Genomic DNA, 15925 nt, shown 5'->3' on the forward strand with positions numbered 1-15925 from the left:
CTGAATTTTCAGGTAATGTCGATTTTAATGAGGAATAGGAACTAACTTTAGATAAATTGAAATGTTAACTATGATTTTTCGAAATTTTATTATTGTTATCCAGAAGATGAGGCCGTATCGCAAATCGTTTCATCCGAATAAACGAAGCTTCTTTATATTCACGTAAGGTAAATGAGGTTATAAAGTTTCAATTGTTCAGAAATGTATTGAAAGTGGGAGGAATTTTCTTTATATTTAGTAAATCAAGTTTTACCAATGGTTGGGGGGCTTCTATGAACGAAATTAAACAGCTTTGTGAAACCTTTAGGAAAAGTCTATTAATGGAAGAAACGGGGATCCACCCTGGCAGAATCATCACATTACTTAGAATGAAATCCAGGATCACTCAAGAGAAGTTGGCATCCAAAGCAGGTGTTTGCACACAAACTATCAAGAGACTGGAAAGTGGAAGGGGTAGTGTTTCAGAAATTACGTGTTATAAGATTTTTGAAGCCTTAGGGGTGGACGTGCCGGTGTTGACAAAAGCACTGGAAAACAAATGACAATCCTAGGGATATATTTAATCCCTGCTCTATCTGGGTTCCTTTTTGGAGATTCGGCTGGAAACAGGCAGTCATTAACGTAATATTGAGGTGGTTCAATGTTAGACTTGCTACTAAGAAGACCCGAAACAGCTGATAAAGATGAAATACATCGTTTATTCAGGACCGTGATTACCGATACTTTCTGGAAAGAAGGGATTATTGATCAGGATAACGATCTGGAGGAAGAAATCAAAACGAAGCAATATTATTTAGAAGATGATTTTCAAAGCAGTGGTAAAGAGCGATTTTTCTTGATAGCTTTAGAAGCAGGTAAAATCATCGGAACCATCGAATATGGACCTGCAAGCCCCCTCATCATCAAATGTACGGACAATAACTTTCAACATTTACATGAGGTAGGTACCGTATTCATTCACCCTGACTACCAGCGAAAAGGGATAGGAAATATACTGCTGCAGGAAATCTACCATATTCTTCAAAGTAATGATATAAATGAATTTTGTCTCGATAGCGGGTATCGCCGTTCCCAAAAAATCTGGAAAAGGAAGTTTGGAGAACCTGATTATTTACTTAAGGACTATTGGGGAAAAGAATATCATCATATGATTTGGTATCTGAACGTCCATGAAATAATTAAGAATTCAAAGTCCCAGTCCAAATAAAAAGTCCATTTTTAAAGGCCCGTCCCTCACTAAAGTAAAGCGTTAATGGACCGAGGGACGGGCCTTTAAATAAGTGCAGTAAAAACTGGATAGATGTGGTATGATTAATGTGAATCTTTTCACATACAACTGCAATGAAGGAGTGATATGAATGGGAAAGAAAATCGTCATAGCAGGGGGAACCGGTTTCGTCGGTCAGTATTTAGAAAAACAATTCATCGAATCAGGTTTTGAAGTTATTCTTATTTCTCGGAACGGACCTCATATTACATGGGACGACAAAAAAGAAATCACTCAGGCACTTGAACATTCTGACCTTCTAATTAATCTTGCTGGCAAATCAGTAAACTGTAGATACAACAATAAAAACAAGAAAGAAATCCTTAAATCCAGGACAGACACAACGATCCTATTGGGTAAGGCTCTTCAAAAATGTATAAACCCTCCAAAGTTATGGATAAATGCAAGTACTGCTACAATTTATAGACACTCTGAAGACAGACCGATGACCGAAGAAGACGGGCAAATAGGTACAGGTTTCTCTGTGGAAGTAGCGAGAGAATGGGAGCGTTCGTTTTTCTCATTCCAATTTCCACATATAAGACAGGCAGCCCTTCGGATCGCAATCGTGCTGGGAAGGGATGGCGGGGTTATGATTCCTTACAAAAACCTGGTGCAGGCAGGTCTTGGCGGAGTGCAAGGCCCTGGAACACAAATGTTCAGCTGGATCCATTTAGAAGATTTATATAGAATCATTCTCTTCATTCAAGAACGTGAACAACTGTCAGGCATATTCAATTGCTCTTCCCCGGAGCCGATAACCAACCGTGAATTAATGGGTTCGCTTAGAGAAAAAATGAATAAAAAAATTGGTCTCCCTGCTCCAAAATGGATGCTTGAAATGGGTGCAATATTTATCCGGACAGAAACCGAACTGATCTTGAAAAGCAGATGGGTGATTCCTGAGAGATTAATAAATGAAGGTTTCAATTTTAAATACCCAACAATTCGAGAAACCCTGGAAGACATTCTATAAAGCGTTTTTCTCTAAATAACAGGAAGGTGGAGGATAGAGTACGCCGGGAGTGTATTTTAGTATATAACTATAGTGGGTAAATGAATTGTAAGAGAAGGAGGGTACGCCGGATGTTTACATCGGGAATTGTTCCCCCATGGTTCTACATCATGGTATTGATTGTATTTATTTTATTTGTTGGAATAGGGTACTGGGTGACAAGAAGTGAGAAAGGCTTGCAGACCGGCGGTGACGGAAAGCTGGCAACGAAAGCGATCTACTATGAAAATCGGTTTAGGGCATCCTCCAAACCTGCGGAAATCATCGATGTCAAAACCAACTATGTAGGTTATGTGAAACGGACCTTTCATAGCATCATCCATCAGTTGCTGACGTTTTTCCTGCCTCGCAGAAATATACAATTATCGGGTGAAAACCGGGATGAAAGTTTTCAAATCAAATTACATAATAGGAACGATCACAAAAAATTCCTCCATAGCAGCTGGGAGATGGAGATAACTTCAAATGGAAAGGTTGAAATGGTTACTATTGAAAGTAAGTCGGAGAAAAGGTCAAACATAATTCTGTCATTTCCTTATCTAAGGGAAATGGTCCATGTTTATATTAACCTTAAAGATAGTGAAATAAGGTTCCGAAAGAATGACTTAGACATTGCCGTCATAACATATCAGAGAAAACTCCCGCCCCGCAAGGTATTCATCGACTCAAAAGAAGGGGAACTCCCACTATTATTATTGGCTTGTATATTTGAGGTTGTAAAATACTATGATTAAGTAAAAAGGGAGCCCCGGAAAACCGGGACTCCCTTTCAATGTTCCAACTAATCCTGCAGAGCTTTCATTGCAATATGAAGACTTGAATAGATAGGGATATTGGAAATATCTATCCCCAGGTTAATCATTGTTTGAGCAATCTCTGGCCTGATTCCGGTTAAGGTGGCACTGATGCCTGAAAGACCAAGGGCATCGATCACTTTAAAGATGCGGTCAGCCACCATCGTATCGATGATTGGAACCCCTGATAAGTCTAAAATGATATGATCCAGCCCCAGCTGAGATCCTTTTATCAAAGCTTTATCCATTAATTCCTGGGCACGCTTTGTATCAATATCACCGACCAGCGGAAGAATCCCAATGGTATCCGTGACTTTGATGACAGGTACAGACAGTTCCAATGCGACTGATTCAGCTGCATGGATCCTTGAATAATATTTTTTACTGTATGAAATGCTAAGCCAGTGAACGGCACGATCGACAACAGAGTTGAATTGAGAAAGCACATTATAGAACTCTGTATACGAAAGCTTCTGCTTTTCAGCTTCGTCCCTGATAATTTCACCAATTTTATCTCTGTAATTCCTTATTTCTTCAATTGCTATATCCAGGGGCAGCTCTAAGTCTATTAGTAAATTCACTGCTTGCTCACCCCATACTCTTAAATTTTCATATGAGGTTTCAAGATTGTCCGTGATAGATTGAGCATATATCTCTATAAGGTTGTGCCGCCATATTTTTATATCTTTACTGATTGTGTTTGAGTAGTTATCTTGATTATCTACAACCCGTTGTTCTACCATTTTCTCTTTCAAGCTGAGAATGGCATCAGCGATGTCCTTCGTTTTTGTATTTTCCATATTTAACAAAAAGCATTCCTCCCGCCGGCTTTTTAAAAATATGGTAACACAAAAAGAAGAGTTCGTCTTTTATCGGCACTTTGAAAATAAAAACGTGCTGGCCTTCTGTGCCGGCTTTTCACTGATAGCCTTCATTCCATTTCTCCAATAATTTTTCAGAAACCCCATAATAAACCGTTTCTGTTCTATCCCTTACCGCATAACGGACAATACACGTATCGTCCATCCAATTCACTTCGATGGAATCCACTGCTGCCTTTCGTTTCAAACCGGCAATTTCGATCATCACTGTATCCTTCAGTTGATATGCAGTTTCAAATGAGAGTGTCTCCCTATAAATGGCAGAAGAAGATAAACAGTCTTCGACATTTACGTACTTCTTAAAACCTCCGTTAATATCATATGTGACAGACGAAGAATCTTTATAAATGCGATAACAAATTTTTTTTACTATTCCAGGCTTCAACCGGCTCGGCCAAATCTGATTTCCATATATATCATCATGGCCGATTAACTTTTCTAAAGGAATGACTTCAACGGTACCGAACATTAAGAGCACCTCCAGATATAAAGTGTCTACTATATACCTATTAGAAGGATTCTATCGATAGACCATGGTCCAATAGTTAAAAATTCATAAATGTGAAAAATAATCCAAACATCATATTGCGAACATCTGTTCCATTCGTTATGATAATAATGTAGTGGGTGATGGTATAAACTTGAATCGTTTTACGAGGTTATCTATGTGGAGGTTCAATAAGAACAATCATTCTTTTTAGGAGCTGATTTAAGATGACAGTACAAGTTTTTTCTTATTTAGTGATGGATGGAAACGCGCAGGAAGCAATGAATTTTTACAAGGAAGCTCTGGATGCAGAGATCCTTTACTCACAAACATTTGGTGAAAGCCCGGAAGATCCCGAATTTCAACTGCCGGAAGAAGCTAAGGACCGTATCATGCATGCAACGGTTAAAATAGGTGAAACTGAAATAATGTTCAGTGACACCTTCCCAGGGCAGCCCCACTCGACAGGAAGTCAAGTAACACTATGTATCACAACCAGTGATCCAGAAAAGTCTCAGAAACTATTTGATGGATTAAAGCAAGACGGGGAAGTAACGATGCCCTTACAGAAAACATTCTTCAGCCCGCTTTACGGCTGCGTAATAGATAAATTTGGAGTGACATTCCAGATCTATACTGGTGAAGGAAAGTAAATTTCTTTAAATCTATATCGTATTCGTCACCCATACAATCTTCAATTCTCCCAGAACTTTACATAATTGCTATAAGAGCCATTCCCCTCATTTCAATGAAGGCTGGCTCTTTTTTTACTTCGATGATTGTTTCTTGCTCCAATTAAAATGAACAGGACTTCGTACTCAAATATGATACAATCAACCTATCCATAACCTTTAGTAATAGCTAGAAGGAGAGAAACATGAAATTTAAGCTAACTCCTGCAATCATTCAAGATATGTGCGGGACTGTCTCCTTCAAGAGGGGAGAAACTTACGTCCGCACCAATAAAGTCACCATCACTGAGCATAGGCGAAAGCATTGTAGAGCTGTGGTAAACGGTGCCGAAAAGTTTGAGGTCACAGTCAAACTAGACGCTTCTGGCGATTTGCATACGGACTGCAGCTGCCCGAAACTTGCTTCATTTGATCTTTCTTGTCAGCATGTCGCTGCAGTATTGATTACCATTCAGCGTAAACAACAGACATCCGGACAAGATTTGACTGAAGACTTTTTCACTTTGTTCAATAATAAAGAAAGCCTTTCAAGTGGAGAACAGCGTCATTTTGAAAGAAGGGAAGCTGTCAACGCAGCTTTTATATGTCTGCCTGTCTCAATTGCCGATGGTCAGAACCTAATAGGTATTCGAATCTTCTTGAACAACCATCCGATAAGAGATATACGTGCCTTTTTAAAAACGTTGAACGAAGGAAGACCTTTCGAGGTAATTGAAGGCTTTACTTATACTCCAAGGAAATATTTTTTGGCAAGAGAAGTAGATGCTTTAGTGAGAGAATTGATGAAAGTACTTATCGATGAACGAATCTACATAGACGAACTGAACGGTGGAGTCCAAACAGCCAGAGATACATTGATTCTTTCACCGTCCTCATGGGAAGTCATTCTCCCTTTATTGGTAAAAGTTTCAGACGTTAAGGTGAAGTTAAAAGATAAACAATTCTACGATATCCAGCAATCAAAGAAAACGTTACCTTTAAAATTTGATTTTAACGTATCGGAAGGAAGCAAATATACCTTACGTATTCTAGGGCTATCCGGAATGGTCCTTTTAAAGCCATACAATTCCATCCTTTACGGCGGTAAACTGTTTGAACTTAATGAGACGGACTGCAGCCGGCTAGCCGAACTAAAAGCAATGCTTGATGAATCCAAAACAGATGAAATAGCCATTCCTAAAGATAAAATCAGCTTTTTTTTAGAAAAAGTGGCTCCTCATCTTAAGAAACTGGGTGAGGTGAGTATTTCAAAAACGTTATCTGATCAGTATATGAATACACCCTTGGTTGCAAAGCTTTACCTGGATCGAGTGAATAATAAGCTGCTTGCCGGACTGGAGTTTCAATATGACCATATTGTCATAAACCCATTGGAAGACCATGAAATGCCAACTGGCTCTTTGGTGATCAGGGATATCGAAAAGGAAGAACTCATCTTATCCCACATGGAGGGCAGTTCCTTTGCCCGGACTGAGGGTGGCTATTTTCTTCACAATGAAGAGTTGGAATTCGATTTTCTTTATTATCAATTGCCAAAGCTTGAAAAGATCGCTCGAATCTATGCCACTACGGCTGTAAGGAATCGAATATTCCGTGGGAACGCGAAGCCGCAAATCAGAGTCAAGGTAAAAAGAGAGAGGACCAACTGGCTCGAATTCAAGTTCGAGATGGACGGTATCGCGGAAAGAGACGTATATGAATTACTTTCAGCCCTAGAAGAAAAAAGGAAATATTACCGATTACCGAATGGTTCCCTGATGTCTTTAGAGACTAGGGAAGCCCATGAAATCGAGCGCTTTCTTCAGAGAGCGGAGGTTAATCCGACATCTCTGGCAAATGGACTGGAACTCCCTATGAATCAATGTCTCGAACTTCTTGATCATGTCGACGGAAGCCAAGGATTTAAGATTGAAAAATCATTCAGGGAGTTCCTCGCCACGCTCCGTAACCCAGACAGCCTGGAATTCAAGGTGCCAGTTAATCTTGCCGATACTCTAAGAGATTACCAAAAGAGAGGCTATCAATGGCTGAAGACGCTTGCTCATTACGGTTTCGGAGGCATTCTTGCAGATGACATGGGCCTGGGAAAAACTCTGCAGAGCATCGCATTCATTCAGTCGATTATGAATGAAATCAGAGGAGAGCAAGCACCGGCACTCATTGTTTGTCCTTCTTCATTAACATATAACTGGTTAAGTGAATTTACTAAATTCACACCGGGTATTGAAGCAATGGTCCTGGACGGAAACAAAACGAATAGGAAAAGACTGCAAGCAGATATTTCGAAGGTCGATGTCGTCATCACGTCTTATCCGATTGTCCGGCGGGATATTCATTGGATTGAAAACCAGAACTTTTCTGCAGTGTTTTACGATGAAGCGCAGGCTTTTAAGAATCCTGTAACTCAAACGGCTCGAGCAGTAAAAAAAATACAGGCCAGTCATCGATTCGCTCTGACTGGGACGCCGGTCGAAAATTCAATTGAGGAATTGTGGTCGATCTATCATGTTGTTTTCCCACAGCTATTCCTTGGCCTGAAGGAATACAGCCAGCTCACCCGTAAAACGATTAACCGCAGGATCCAGCCCTTCATGCTTCGAAGGGTGAAAGAAGACGTGCTTGATGAACTTCCGGAAAAAATTGAAACACGGGAAACAGTCGAATTGCTTCCGGATCAAAAGAAACTTTATGCTGCATACCTTGCTAAACTGCGTCACGACACACTGAAGCATCTGGACAAAGATACACTGCGAAAAAACAAAATCAAAATCCTGGCAGGTATCACAAGGTTGAGGCAATTATGCTGCCACCCGGCACTATTTGTAGACGGTTATAAAGGAGGCTCCGCCAAGATGGAGCATCTATTGGAGATCCTTCAAGAAGCCAATCACTCAGGCAGGAGAGTCTTGATTTTCTCACAATTCACCAGCATGCTTCAATTAATTGGAAGAGAGCTGGCACAGAAAAACGCCTCCTTTTTTTACCTGGACGGAGAAACACCTTCGGAAGAACGGCTGAACCTGTGTAATCGATACAATAAAGGGGAACGGGATATCTTCCTTATCTCGCTAAAAGCTGGTGGAACTGGTCTAAATCTTCATAGTGCAGACACGGTCATCCTGTATGATACTTGGTGGAATCCTGCAGTTGAAGAGCAGGCTGCTGACCGCGCTCATCGTATGGGACAGGAGAATGTAGTGCAGGTTATCAAACTTGTAGCCAAAGGAACGATAGAGGAAAAAATCAATGAACTTCAGGAGAAAAAGAGAAGTATGATCGAAGAGATCATTGATCCGGCTGAGGGAAAGGGAAATTACCTCAGCGAAAGAGATATCAAGGAGATATTAATGATTGAAGATGATGGATAATGTTAATATCATAGTATCTTAATTAAAAGTCTGGACTACTCAGGGTAATGAAAGCAGCGTTAAACAGTCAAAGTCCAGATATTATATAAATATGCAAAAAAGTTTTCAGGCAAATGTTTATAATAATGGTAAAATAATTAAAGGTTGAAAATGTTTAAATTATCCTGAAAAGGAAGGTACCCGATGTCTATAGAAATGGAAGAACAGAACATAACAAGATTGAGCCTGGATGGTAAAGAATACATACTGATCGGCACTGCCCACGTCTCAAAGAAGAGCGCAGAACAAGTTAAGGAAGTCATTGAAAGAGAACAGCCTGATTCCGTGTGTGTAGAGCTGGATGAACAAAGATACCAGTCCATCATGCAAGGGGACAAATGGAAGGAAACGGATATTTTCAAAGTGATAAAAGATCGTAAAGCGACATTCTTATTGATGAACTTAGCGATTTCTTCTTTTCAAAAAAGAATGGCGAAACAACTGGGCATTCAAGCTGGTCAGGAAATGATCCAAGGTATTGAGTCTGCAAAGGAAACAGGAGCGGAACTTGTCCTCGCTGATCGGAATATACAGGTGACGTTTTCCCGGATCTGGAGTAATGTAGGGTTTACTGGAAAAGCAAAATTACTTATGCAAATCATATACAGCATCTTTAGTAACGACAATATTTCAGAAGAAGAGCTTGAGAAGCTGAAATCGAAGGATATGCTTGAAGGGATGTTAAATGAATTTACAGAAACATTTCCTCGCTTGAAGAAACCATTGATTGATGAACGAGATCAATATCTTTCTCAAAAGATAAAAGAAGCTCCAGGAAAGAAAATTGTTGCTGTGCTGGGTGCGGCGCACGTTCCTGGAATTAAAGAGGAGATCAAGAAGGAACATAATCTTGATCAATTAAATGAACGCCCGCCAAAATCCCAACTTCCTAAAATCATAGGATGGGGGATCCCGGTTTTCATACTGGCACTCATTGCGTACACATTCATTTCCAACCCTGATGCAGGTATGCAGCAGTCAATCAGCTGGATTTTATGGAATGGAGGATTTTCTGCTCTGGGTGTGGCAATTGCATTCGGGCATCCATTGGCCATATTAACCGCGTTTATTGCAGCGCCTATCACTTCGCTCAATCCATTGCTGGCTGCGGGGTGGTTTGCCGGGGCCGTCCAGGCTTACTTTAAGCGTCCGAATGTTGCAGACTTCGACCGATTATCTGAAGATGTATTAAGTGTGAAGGGATTTTGGTCTAATAAGGTGACTCGTGTATTATTAATCGTAGTATTAGCCAACCTGGGCAGTTCATTGGGAACCTTTATCGGAGGAGCAGATGTCGTAAGATTATTCTTCGAAAACCTTTAATATTATTTAGGGGTGTAATAAAATGTTCAAATCATTAACCACCAATAGACTCCAATTGAGACCCTTCACGAAGAGCGACGCCCCGGATATACAAAAGCTCGCAAGCAATAAGGAGGTAGCGGGGATTATCGGCTTGCCTCAGCCGTATTTATTACAGCACGCCATTGATTGGATCGATATCCAGCCGGCTTTATTCGAAAATGGCACTGAATATCCATTGGCGATCACCCTGAAAGAAACCGATGAACTTATTGGAACCATTACGTTACGTGTCGATAAAAAAAACCAGAAGGGTGAGCTTGGGTATTGGATAGGGCAACCTTATTGGGGCAGGGGACTTGCCACTGAAGCAGTGAAGAAAATGATGAATTTCGGAATTGAAGATCTTGGTCTTAACAAGATCTTTGCCTCTGCCTTGTCGAAAAACACTGGTTCGATAGCCGTTCTTCAAAAAGCTGGATTAAAAAGAGAAGGCGTACTGAAAGAGGATCGTTTGTTTTCTGGTCATTTTGAAGATATTGATATCTATGGAATTGTGAAGAAAGACTATGAAAGTAATCATTAAAAGAACGAAGGGAGAAAGACGTAACCTCTTTCCCTTTTTAAATCAACGAAAAGAACCGGCCGAGGAGATTATCTCAACTGGTTCTTTTTTATTTCCATACTGGAAGTTGGTTGTAAGGTATATTTTTCTGATAGGTAACTAATGAGTTTGTAGAGGAAACGTACTCCAATAAATGATCCAAAGATTGAACCAAGACTGAAGAGCCAGTTCCAATTTCGTTTATAGTCGATCAGTTTCGTATTTCTTTCAAGAAAATGCTCTACAAGTGCCATAGGGAGGCTGAATGCTGTGCAAATTAAAAATATTGCTGGAAATCTTGAGTGTTTTGTCAATTGATTAAAATATACACAAGTTACCGGGAATAGCAGATAACTGAAAATGACGCTGATATCAAATGACTTAAAGAGAGTGACTGGATATTTAATATAGCCGTTTCGCACAACGATTGTATCAAGAAAAGTTGCAACATAGCTTTTCAGCAGGAAGACAATATTCCAGTCTTTCATAGGGGGCTTCCGAATCAATTGAAAGAAAGCCAAAAACCCAAATATCATCAAGCCGCGCAATACTTTGGTTTCTAATTTGCGTTTCATCTCTTCTTTCCTTTCTTGAAGTATTCTTATTAACTTTTCCTTATCGAGTGTATTTATTCAATCATGAACCTGTATCCAAGTAGTTCTTAAAGAGTAAACTTTCCCACTAATAAAGGTTTAACACTCAAGAGATAATAAGAGGGTAGCTGTCATTAAAAGGGGGATTTCAAATGAATAATTTTCAGTGGTTAACATCACTCATTAATACTAGGAATTTGATGCAGTTGACGGGATTCATGAGGAAAAGACGTAAAAACAGAGGGACATTACTATGGTCTCTAATTGGGGCAGCAGTGATGGGTGCTGTATTTGCCATTACAAGAGGAAGAATGTCTGCGAGCACGTTTGGACCGTTAAAAAGCTTTGCAAATAATATGCAACACAAGTTTCAACAGCCAAATCGGCCTTATGCTGCCGGAATGACAGAATTTGCAGATGAATTATTACCACAAGTTACTTCTAAGATGCATCCAACTAACGCAACAAGGGAACACGATCAAACGTCACCTCCCTTTAAAAGTGATCAGACGCTTGGTGAGTAATCACTTATACGTCCAAGAAGTGGCTGGGACAAATAAGTTTTAGCCTAAGTAATACCCGAACTTATTCGCCATCCAGCTGGCAAGTCAGTTCGGGTTTTTAGTTTACATGTTATTTTAGAAATTCAATAAAAAAGAGAGAGTCCTTTGAGCAATACGCTCATTCAAAGACTTCTCCCGTCATAACTGACATAAATCGGTTAAAAAACTTCCTGTAATCAAATCCGAATGCAATGCGGTGCTTTTTAGCATCTTCCTCAAACTTGATATACGGCCTGATATCTGTGATGCTTTGCCCTTGATTGATACGCCCTTCCGTTGTCTCAATATAAACGGGCAGTTCCCTGAAGGTGAACATATCTTCATAAAGAGGGGCCATAAGGGTAATCGCATCATGTACAGGGCTACCCTGAATATCTGGATTTCGTTCCTTATAGAAAGCATAATAGTAATCGAGCAGGGGTTTTAACAGCTCCGTACGTCCTTTGGAGTCTATATAGTCCACCATTTCAGGCGTTACGATTGCATAATCAGTGACATTCAGTGGAATGATTGTTAAGTTATCCGCATAGTTCATCACCAGTCTTGCCGCAACCGGATCTGAATAAAAGTTTGCTTCTGAGACCGCTGTTACATTTCCCGGAACCCAAAATGCGCCTCCCATCACATAAATTTCCTTCACTGTACCCATTAAGGCAGGGTACAGAATATACATGGTTGCGAGCGACGTTAACCTTCCTACACTCACTATGGTTAATTCTCCATCATATTGTTCAATGATTTTCACGATTTCGAAAAAGTTTTCAGTTGTGTTCCCTAATTTATCGGGAATGATTGGCCCCAAGCCGTACTCCCCATGGATTTCCGGGTAAAATATTGGTTCTTTGGCTGTCATGGGAATTTCTGCGCCCCCGATAATAGGAAACTTCTTTTCTTCCGGAACATATGTCATTAAGAAATTCGCTGTCTGGATTGCACGAACCCTTGGTACATTTCCATAATCCGCTACAACTCCGACAAGTTCTATCTCATCACTTAAGTATGCATAAATTAGCGCAATGGTGTCATCGATTCCGACATCAGCGAAAAGCAGAACCTTCTTTTTCACAAGGAAACACTCCTGCCCTGTTTTTTTCACATTATATGGGAACCGGATATTGTCCCGTGTCAAAATGGCCGGAATACTAGGATCATGCTCCATTCATAATAAATTTTATAAATTTCTACCCAAACTATTGAACTTAACGGTACCGTAAATGGTAAAATGAAAGTATCGGAATATTCTTAAAATAAAATGAGCAACGATATAGTTCAAGAGAAATTGAATCTATAGGTGAGAAATAAATGAATGTACCCGTTCAGGACTGCCGCCATGCTGCAGGAAAATAAGTAAAAGGAGAGAAGGTACATAATGAAGAAAATAGAAAACTTTTATCTTGAGGATCCTCACCTTCAGCAGCTTATGCGCCGCTATCTTAAAGGCGATTTTTATCAATGGGCGAATAAGGAACTGGCCGATTTCGGTGAAATGTGTGCTGTCAGTATCGATGAGCGGGCGGTTCACACCGACCGTGAAGGGCAGCCCCGGCTGATCAAATATAATCGCTTCGGTGAAGAAATTTCAGAGATCTGGGTGAATGAAGGTTATAAGAAAACAGTCGAGGAGACTTATGAAAAAGGAATTGTGGGTTATATACACAAAGAAATACCCGAACTGGGGTGCAAGGGAAATTATCTTTATTCCTATGCCCAAGGATATCTCTTGTCACAAACCGAGCCAGGGTTTTACTGTCCAGTCACATTAACAATGGCAACGGCACTGCTGCTGGAAAAATATGCACCATCGGAAGTGAAAGAAAAGTTCTTGAAGCATGTGTTGGCGACGGGAGAAGTCGAATTGTATGAAGGAGCTACTTTCCTGACCGAGAGACAGGGGGGCTCGGATGTAGGGGCGAATTCAGTGCGTGCGGTTGAGAAGGGCAATGGCTATGAACTCTTTGGAGAAAAGTATTTCGCCTCCAATTCCGGTATGTGCGGTGTCGCAATGGTCCTGGCACGGATCGACGGTGCTCGAGGAGGTACAAAAGGACTCAGTTTGTTCGCAGTGCCATGGAGAAAGGAGGACGGCAGATTGAATGGCATTCATATCCGCAGATTGAAGGATAAGCTTGGCGTTCGTGCTGTACCTTCTGCTGAAATCGAGTTTGATGGAGCGAAAGCATACCTTGTGGGTGAACCGAATAAAGGCATTTATTATATGATGGAAGCCTTGAACCTGTCGCGGATCTGCAATGCCGTTGCGTCGATCGGTATCATGCGCCGAGCCTATTTGGAAGCGAGAAATTATGCGTGTTTCCGTGAGGCGTTTGGTGAGAAGCTGACGCACTACCCCATGATCAGAGAAAGTCTCGTTCAGTTGGCTGCTAAACAAGAGGTCGAGACGAGTGCAGTCTTCAGTTTGGTGGAAAAGTTTGACCGCGCAGCAAATGATGATATCCCCACAACTGAAGATGAAGAGGCGCTCACCAGGCTGCTCATCGCCATTTTGAAGAAAGAGAGTGCAGAACAGGCCATTCATTTTTCACATGAAGCAATTGAAATTCATGGAGGCAACGGGTATATCGAGGACTTCGTTCTGCCCCGCCTGCTAAGGGATGCACAAGTACTTACCGTCTGGGAGGGGACCGCGAATATACTAGGTCTTGAAGTGCTCCGCTTGATGAAGAAACATGAGGTACATGAGTTGTTTATCAAGGAAATGAAGAAGGTGATTGCTGGACTTCCTGAGGATCTTAGTATGTTAACTACAACGGTTCGAGAAGGATTGACTATCCTGGAAACCGTATTGGATAAAGTAGCAAGTGCTCATGAAGACACCCAGACGTATCACAGTAAGCGTATAGCGGAGTTAATGGTAAGGGTTTATGAAAGTGTCGTCGCATTGAGTGATGCAGCATTATTTGGGGGCGAGCGCAAGCGAATGATCGCAGAAGTGTTCATTGAGAATGCTTGGAAAAAGAATGAGTGGCTGGATTCAGAAATGAAATCACTTAAATATTTTGATGAAATCGTAGCAGTGAACGTTAAAGTTTAGTAGTGGTGGATTCCCCAGGCATACAGGTGCCCGGGGATTTTTTATTTTTCACAGCAGCATGGACAATCACATTCTTTTTTTGTTTGGCATTTACATCGCTTACACGTGCAGTTTTTCTTGATCATGGGGTCACCTCCACCGCTGGGTTTATTAGTAACAAGGGTAACCAACTTTGATGTTTTCATACTACTTCAAAAATTTTCTTGTGTTCTAAGCAACACAGTATAGAAAAGAGCTTTATTAAAACAAATTATCACTAGTCATGGCATGTTTTCCTTCTCTACTGCACATATTATTCCCAACTCAAATGAAAGGAGATGCGTATATTGAAAGAAGAAAAACATAATAAAGATGTACCACTGAAGGAAAAGGGCGACATGCAAACCATAGAGAATATTTCAAACAGTGAGAACGTACAGTCCCAACCACAACCCCAGCCAAAAGATTATGATGAAATCGAATATTGAATCGGTTATCATTAACATAATGACAATGGCCCGTCCCTTATATGAAGCGTTAAGGGACGGGTCTTCACATAGGGGGATGCAGGATGGTTGAAGTGGTGGTCAGACAGGAAATAATGGATGATTTTGCATTAATAAAAGATGTAAACGATCTCGCTTTTAAGAAGGAAGATGAATCGATTCTTATTGAGAAAATCAGGGAGAGTGAGGCATATATTCCGGAGCTTTCTCTTGTCGCGGTGACAGATCGAAAATTCTTGGCTGGACATATTCTATTCAGTAAAATACATATAGAGAATCATACGGGAAAAATGATTCCCTCCGTCGCATTGGGCCCTATTGCGGTACACCCGGATTATCAAGGGACGGGTATCGGGACTTCCCTGATACAGGAAGGAATTGCACGTGCAAGGAAGCTGGGATATACTTCAATGATCGTGCTGGGTCATCCGGCATACTATCCCCGCTTTGGATTTAAACGGGCAAGTGAGTTTGAAATAAAAGCCCCAATTGACATAGGGGACGAATACTTTATGGCGATGGAATTAGAAAGAGGCGGACTTAAGGGAATCACCGGCACAGTTCGTTATTCTGATCCTTTTGGAATCTAATGAATATGATTGCTCTCTTGCAAGAAAAAAAAGATAAATTTAAAGATTGATTAATAAATATATGAAAAGATTTAAGAGGCTGGACAAAGTGTTGTGTCCCAGCCTTCTTCATTATCAATTTAATTCATTTCTGCAACAGTGGCAGCCTATGCTGATTGTCGAATTTCTGTCAGTTTTTTTGCCTAATGGGTTT

16 protein-coding genes are annotated in these 15925 nt (G+C 40.7%); 12 read left to right on the plus strand and 4 right to left on the minus strand.

The window, feature by feature from the left end; all coding sequences use genetic code 11:
* Nucleotides 1-272 precede the first annotated feature (272 nt).
* From HWX64_RS09660 to HWX64_RS09675, 4 genes are all read left to right on the plus strand, one after another.
* Nucleotides 273-542 carry a helix-turn-helix domain-containing protein gene (locus tag HWX64_RS09660; RefSeq protein ID WP_175989245.1) on the plus strand — a complete coding sequence of 90 codons (270 nt, stop codon included), beginning with the start codon at nt 273-275 and terminating at the stop codon, nt 540-542.
* A gap of 98 nt (nt 543-640) precedes the next feature.
* Nucleotides 641-1207: a GNAT family N-acetyltransferase gene (locus HWX64_RS09665; protein WP_175989246.1), complete on the plus strand. Its 567-nt coding sequence runs from the start codon at nt 641-643 to the stop codon at nt 1205-1207.
* A 151-nt stretch (nt 1208-1358) separates the two neighbouring features.
* Nucleotides 1359-2243: a TIGR01777 family oxidoreductase gene (locus HWX64_RS09670; RefSeq protein WP_175989247.1), complete on the plus strand. Its 885-nt coding sequence runs from the start codon at nt 1359-1361 to the stop codon at nt 2241-2243.
* Nucleotides 2244-2353: 110 nt separating this feature from the next.
* Nucleotides 2354-3016 carry a hypothetical protein gene (locus tag HWX64_RS09675; protein ID WP_175989248.1) on the plus strand — a complete coding sequence of 221 codons (663 nt, stop codon included), beginning with the start codon at nt 2354-2356 and terminating at the stop codon, nt 3014-3016.
* Between the two features lie 47 nt (nt 3017-3063).
* On the opposite strand, the gene HWX64_RS09680 is transcribed toward HWX64_RS09675, so the two are convergent.
* Complete coding sequence (locus HWX64_RS09680) at nt 3064-3876, minus strand: STAS domain-containing protein (protein WP_175989709.1); 813 nt, start codon at nt 3874-3876, stop codon at nt 3064-3066.
* 118 nt (nt 3877-3994) lie between these two features.
* On the minus strand, nt 3995-4426 hold the full coding sequence (locus HWX64_RS09685; protein ID WP_175989249.1) for a hypothetical protein: 432 nt from the start codon (nt 4424-4426) through the stop codon (nt 3995-3997).
* A 245-nt stretch (nt 4427-4671) separates the two neighbouring features.
* On the opposite strand from HWX64_RS09685, the gene HWX64_RS09690 reads away from it, so the two are divergent.
* The 4 genes from HWX64_RS09690 (at nt 4672) to HWX64_RS09705 (ending at nt 10431) form a co-directional block, all read left to right on the plus strand.
* The gene (locus tag HWX64_RS09690) at nt 4672-5097 is read left to right on the plus strand and encodes a VOC family protein (protein WP_175989250.1); all 426 of its coding nucleotides are present in this window, start codon (nt 4672-4674) and stop codon (nt 5095-5097) included.
* 224 nt (nt 5098-5321) lie between these two features.
* On the plus strand, nt 5322-8504 hold the full coding sequence (locus HWX64_RS09695) for a DEAD/DEAH box helicase (RefSeq protein ID WP_175989251.1): 3183 nt from the start codon (nt 5322-5324) through the stop codon (nt 8502-8504).
* A gap of 195 nt (nt 8505-8699) precedes the next feature.
* Nucleotides 8700-9866, plus strand: coding sequence for a TraB/GumN family protein (locus HWX64_RS09700; RefSeq protein WP_217703496.1), 1167 nt, complete (start codon nt 8700-8702; stop codon nt 9864-9866).
* A 22-nt stretch (nt 9867-9888) separates the two neighbouring features.
* Nucleotides 9889-10431 carry a GNAT family N-acetyltransferase gene (locus HWX64_RS09705; protein WP_175989252.1) on the plus strand — a complete coding sequence of 181 codons (543 nt, stop codon included), beginning with the start codon at nt 9889-9891 and terminating at the stop codon, nt 10429-10431.
* 68 nt (nt 10432-10499) lie between these two features.
* Here the strand turns inward: HWX64_RS09705 and HWX64_RS09710 are convergent, their stop codons facing one another.
* On the minus strand, nt 10500-11024 hold the full coding sequence (locus HWX64_RS09710; RefSeq protein WP_175989253.1) for a CBO0543 family protein: 525 nt from the start codon (nt 11022-11024) through the stop codon (nt 10500-10502).
* A 170-nt stretch (nt 11025-11194) separates the two neighbouring features.
* Here HWX64_RS09710 and HWX64_RS09715 point away from each other — a divergent pair, with 170 nt between their 5' ends.
* Nucleotides 11195-11566 carry a hypothetical protein gene (locus HWX64_RS09715; RefSeq protein WP_175989254.1) on the plus strand — a complete coding sequence of 124 codons (372 nt, stop codon included), beginning with the start codon at nt 11195-11197 and terminating at the stop codon, nt 11564-11566.
* Between the two features lie 157 nt (nt 11567-11723).
* Here the strand turns inward: HWX64_RS09715 and HWX64_RS09720 are convergent, their stop codons facing one another.
* Entirely contained in the window at nt 11724-12671 is a 948-nt protein-coding gene (locus HWX64_RS09720) for a nucleoside hydrolase (protein WP_175989255.1), read from the minus strand.
* 303 nt (nt 12672-12974) lie between these two features.
* Here HWX64_RS09720 and HWX64_RS09725 point away from each other — a divergent pair, with 303 nt between their 5' ends.
* The 3 genes from HWX64_RS09725 to HWX64_RS09735 all read left to right on the plus strand — a co-directional run bounded on the left by HWX64_RS09725 (nt 12975) and on the right by HWX64_RS09735 (nt 15732).
* Entirely contained in the window at nt 12975-14657 is a 1683-nt protein-coding gene (locus HWX64_RS09725; RefSeq protein ID WP_175989256.1) for an acyl-CoA dehydrogenase family protein, read from the plus strand.
* 326 nt (nt 14658-14983) lie between these two features.
* Nucleotides 14984-15124, plus strand: a complete 141-nt coding sequence (locus tag HWX64_RS09730; RefSeq protein WP_175986309.1) for a hypothetical protein — start codon at nt 14984-14986, stop codon at nt 15122-15124.
* Between the two features lie 83 nt (nt 15125-15207).
* Nucleotides 15208-15732, plus strand: coding sequence for a GNAT family N-acetyltransferase (locus HWX64_RS09735; protein ID WP_175989257.1), 525 nt, complete (start codon nt 15208-15210; stop codon nt 15730-15732).
* The last annotated feature ends 193 nt before the right edge of the window (nt 15733-15925 follow it).

This window comes from Bacillus sp. Marseille-Q1617 (assembly GCF_903645295.1).
Lineage (GTDB): Bacteria > Bacillota > Bacilli > Bacillales > Bacillaceae_B > Rossellomorea.

Coding starts and splice junctions, on each gene's coding strand:
- HWX64_RS09680 (WP_175989709.1), bottom strand. CDS start 3,876: ATGGAAAATACAAAAACGAAGGACATCGCTGATGCCATTCTCAGCTTG.
- HWX64_RS09735 (WP_175989257.1), top strand. CDS start 15,208: ATGGTTGAAGTGGTGGTCAGACAGGAAATAATGGATGATTTTGCATTA.
- HWX64_RS09670 (WP_175989247.1), top strand. CDS start 1,359: ATGGGAAAGAAAATCGTCATAGCAGGGGGAACCGGTTTCGTCGGTCAG.
- HWX64_RS09700 (WP_217703496.1), top strand. CDS start 8,700: ATGGAAGAACAGAACATAACAAGATTGAGCCTGGATGGTAAAGAATAC.
- HWX64_RS09695 (WP_175989251.1), top strand. CDS start 5,322: ATGAAATTTAAGCTAACTCCTGCAATCATTCAAGATATGTGCGGGACT.
- HWX64_RS09715 (WP_175989254.1), top strand. CDS start 11,195: ATGAATAATTTTCAGTGGTTAACATCACTCATTAATACTAGGAATTTG.
- HWX64_RS09705 (WP_175989252.1), top strand. CDS start 9,889: ATGTTCAAATCATTAACCACCAATAGACTCCAATTGAGACCCTTCACG.
- HWX64_RS09710 (WP_175989253.1), bottom strand. CDS start 11,024: ATGAAACGCAAATTAGAAACCAAAGTATTGCGCGGCTTGATGATATTT.
- HWX64_RS09690 (WP_175989250.1), top strand. CDS start 4,672: ATGACAGTACAAGTTTTTTCTTATTTAGTGATGGATGGAAACGCGCAG.
- HWX64_RS09675 (WP_175989248.1), top strand. CDS start 2,354: ATGTTTACATCGGGAATTGTTCCCCCATGGTTCTACATCATGGTATTG.
- HWX64_RS09665 (WP_175989246.1), top strand. CDS start 641: ATGTTAGACTTGCTACTAAGAAGACCCGAAACAGCTGATAAAGATGAA.
- HWX64_RS09660 (WP_175989245.1), top strand. CDS start 273: ATGAACGAAATTAAACAGCTTTGTGAAACCTTTAGGAAAAGTCTATTA.
- HWX64_RS09685 (WP_175989249.1), bottom strand. CDS start 4,426: ATGTTCGGTACCGTTGAAGTCATTCCTTTAGAAAAGTTAATCGGCCAT.
- HWX64_RS09725 (WP_175989256.1), top strand. CDS start 12,975: ATGAAGAAAATAGAAAACTTTTATCTTGAGGATCCTCACCTTCAGCAG.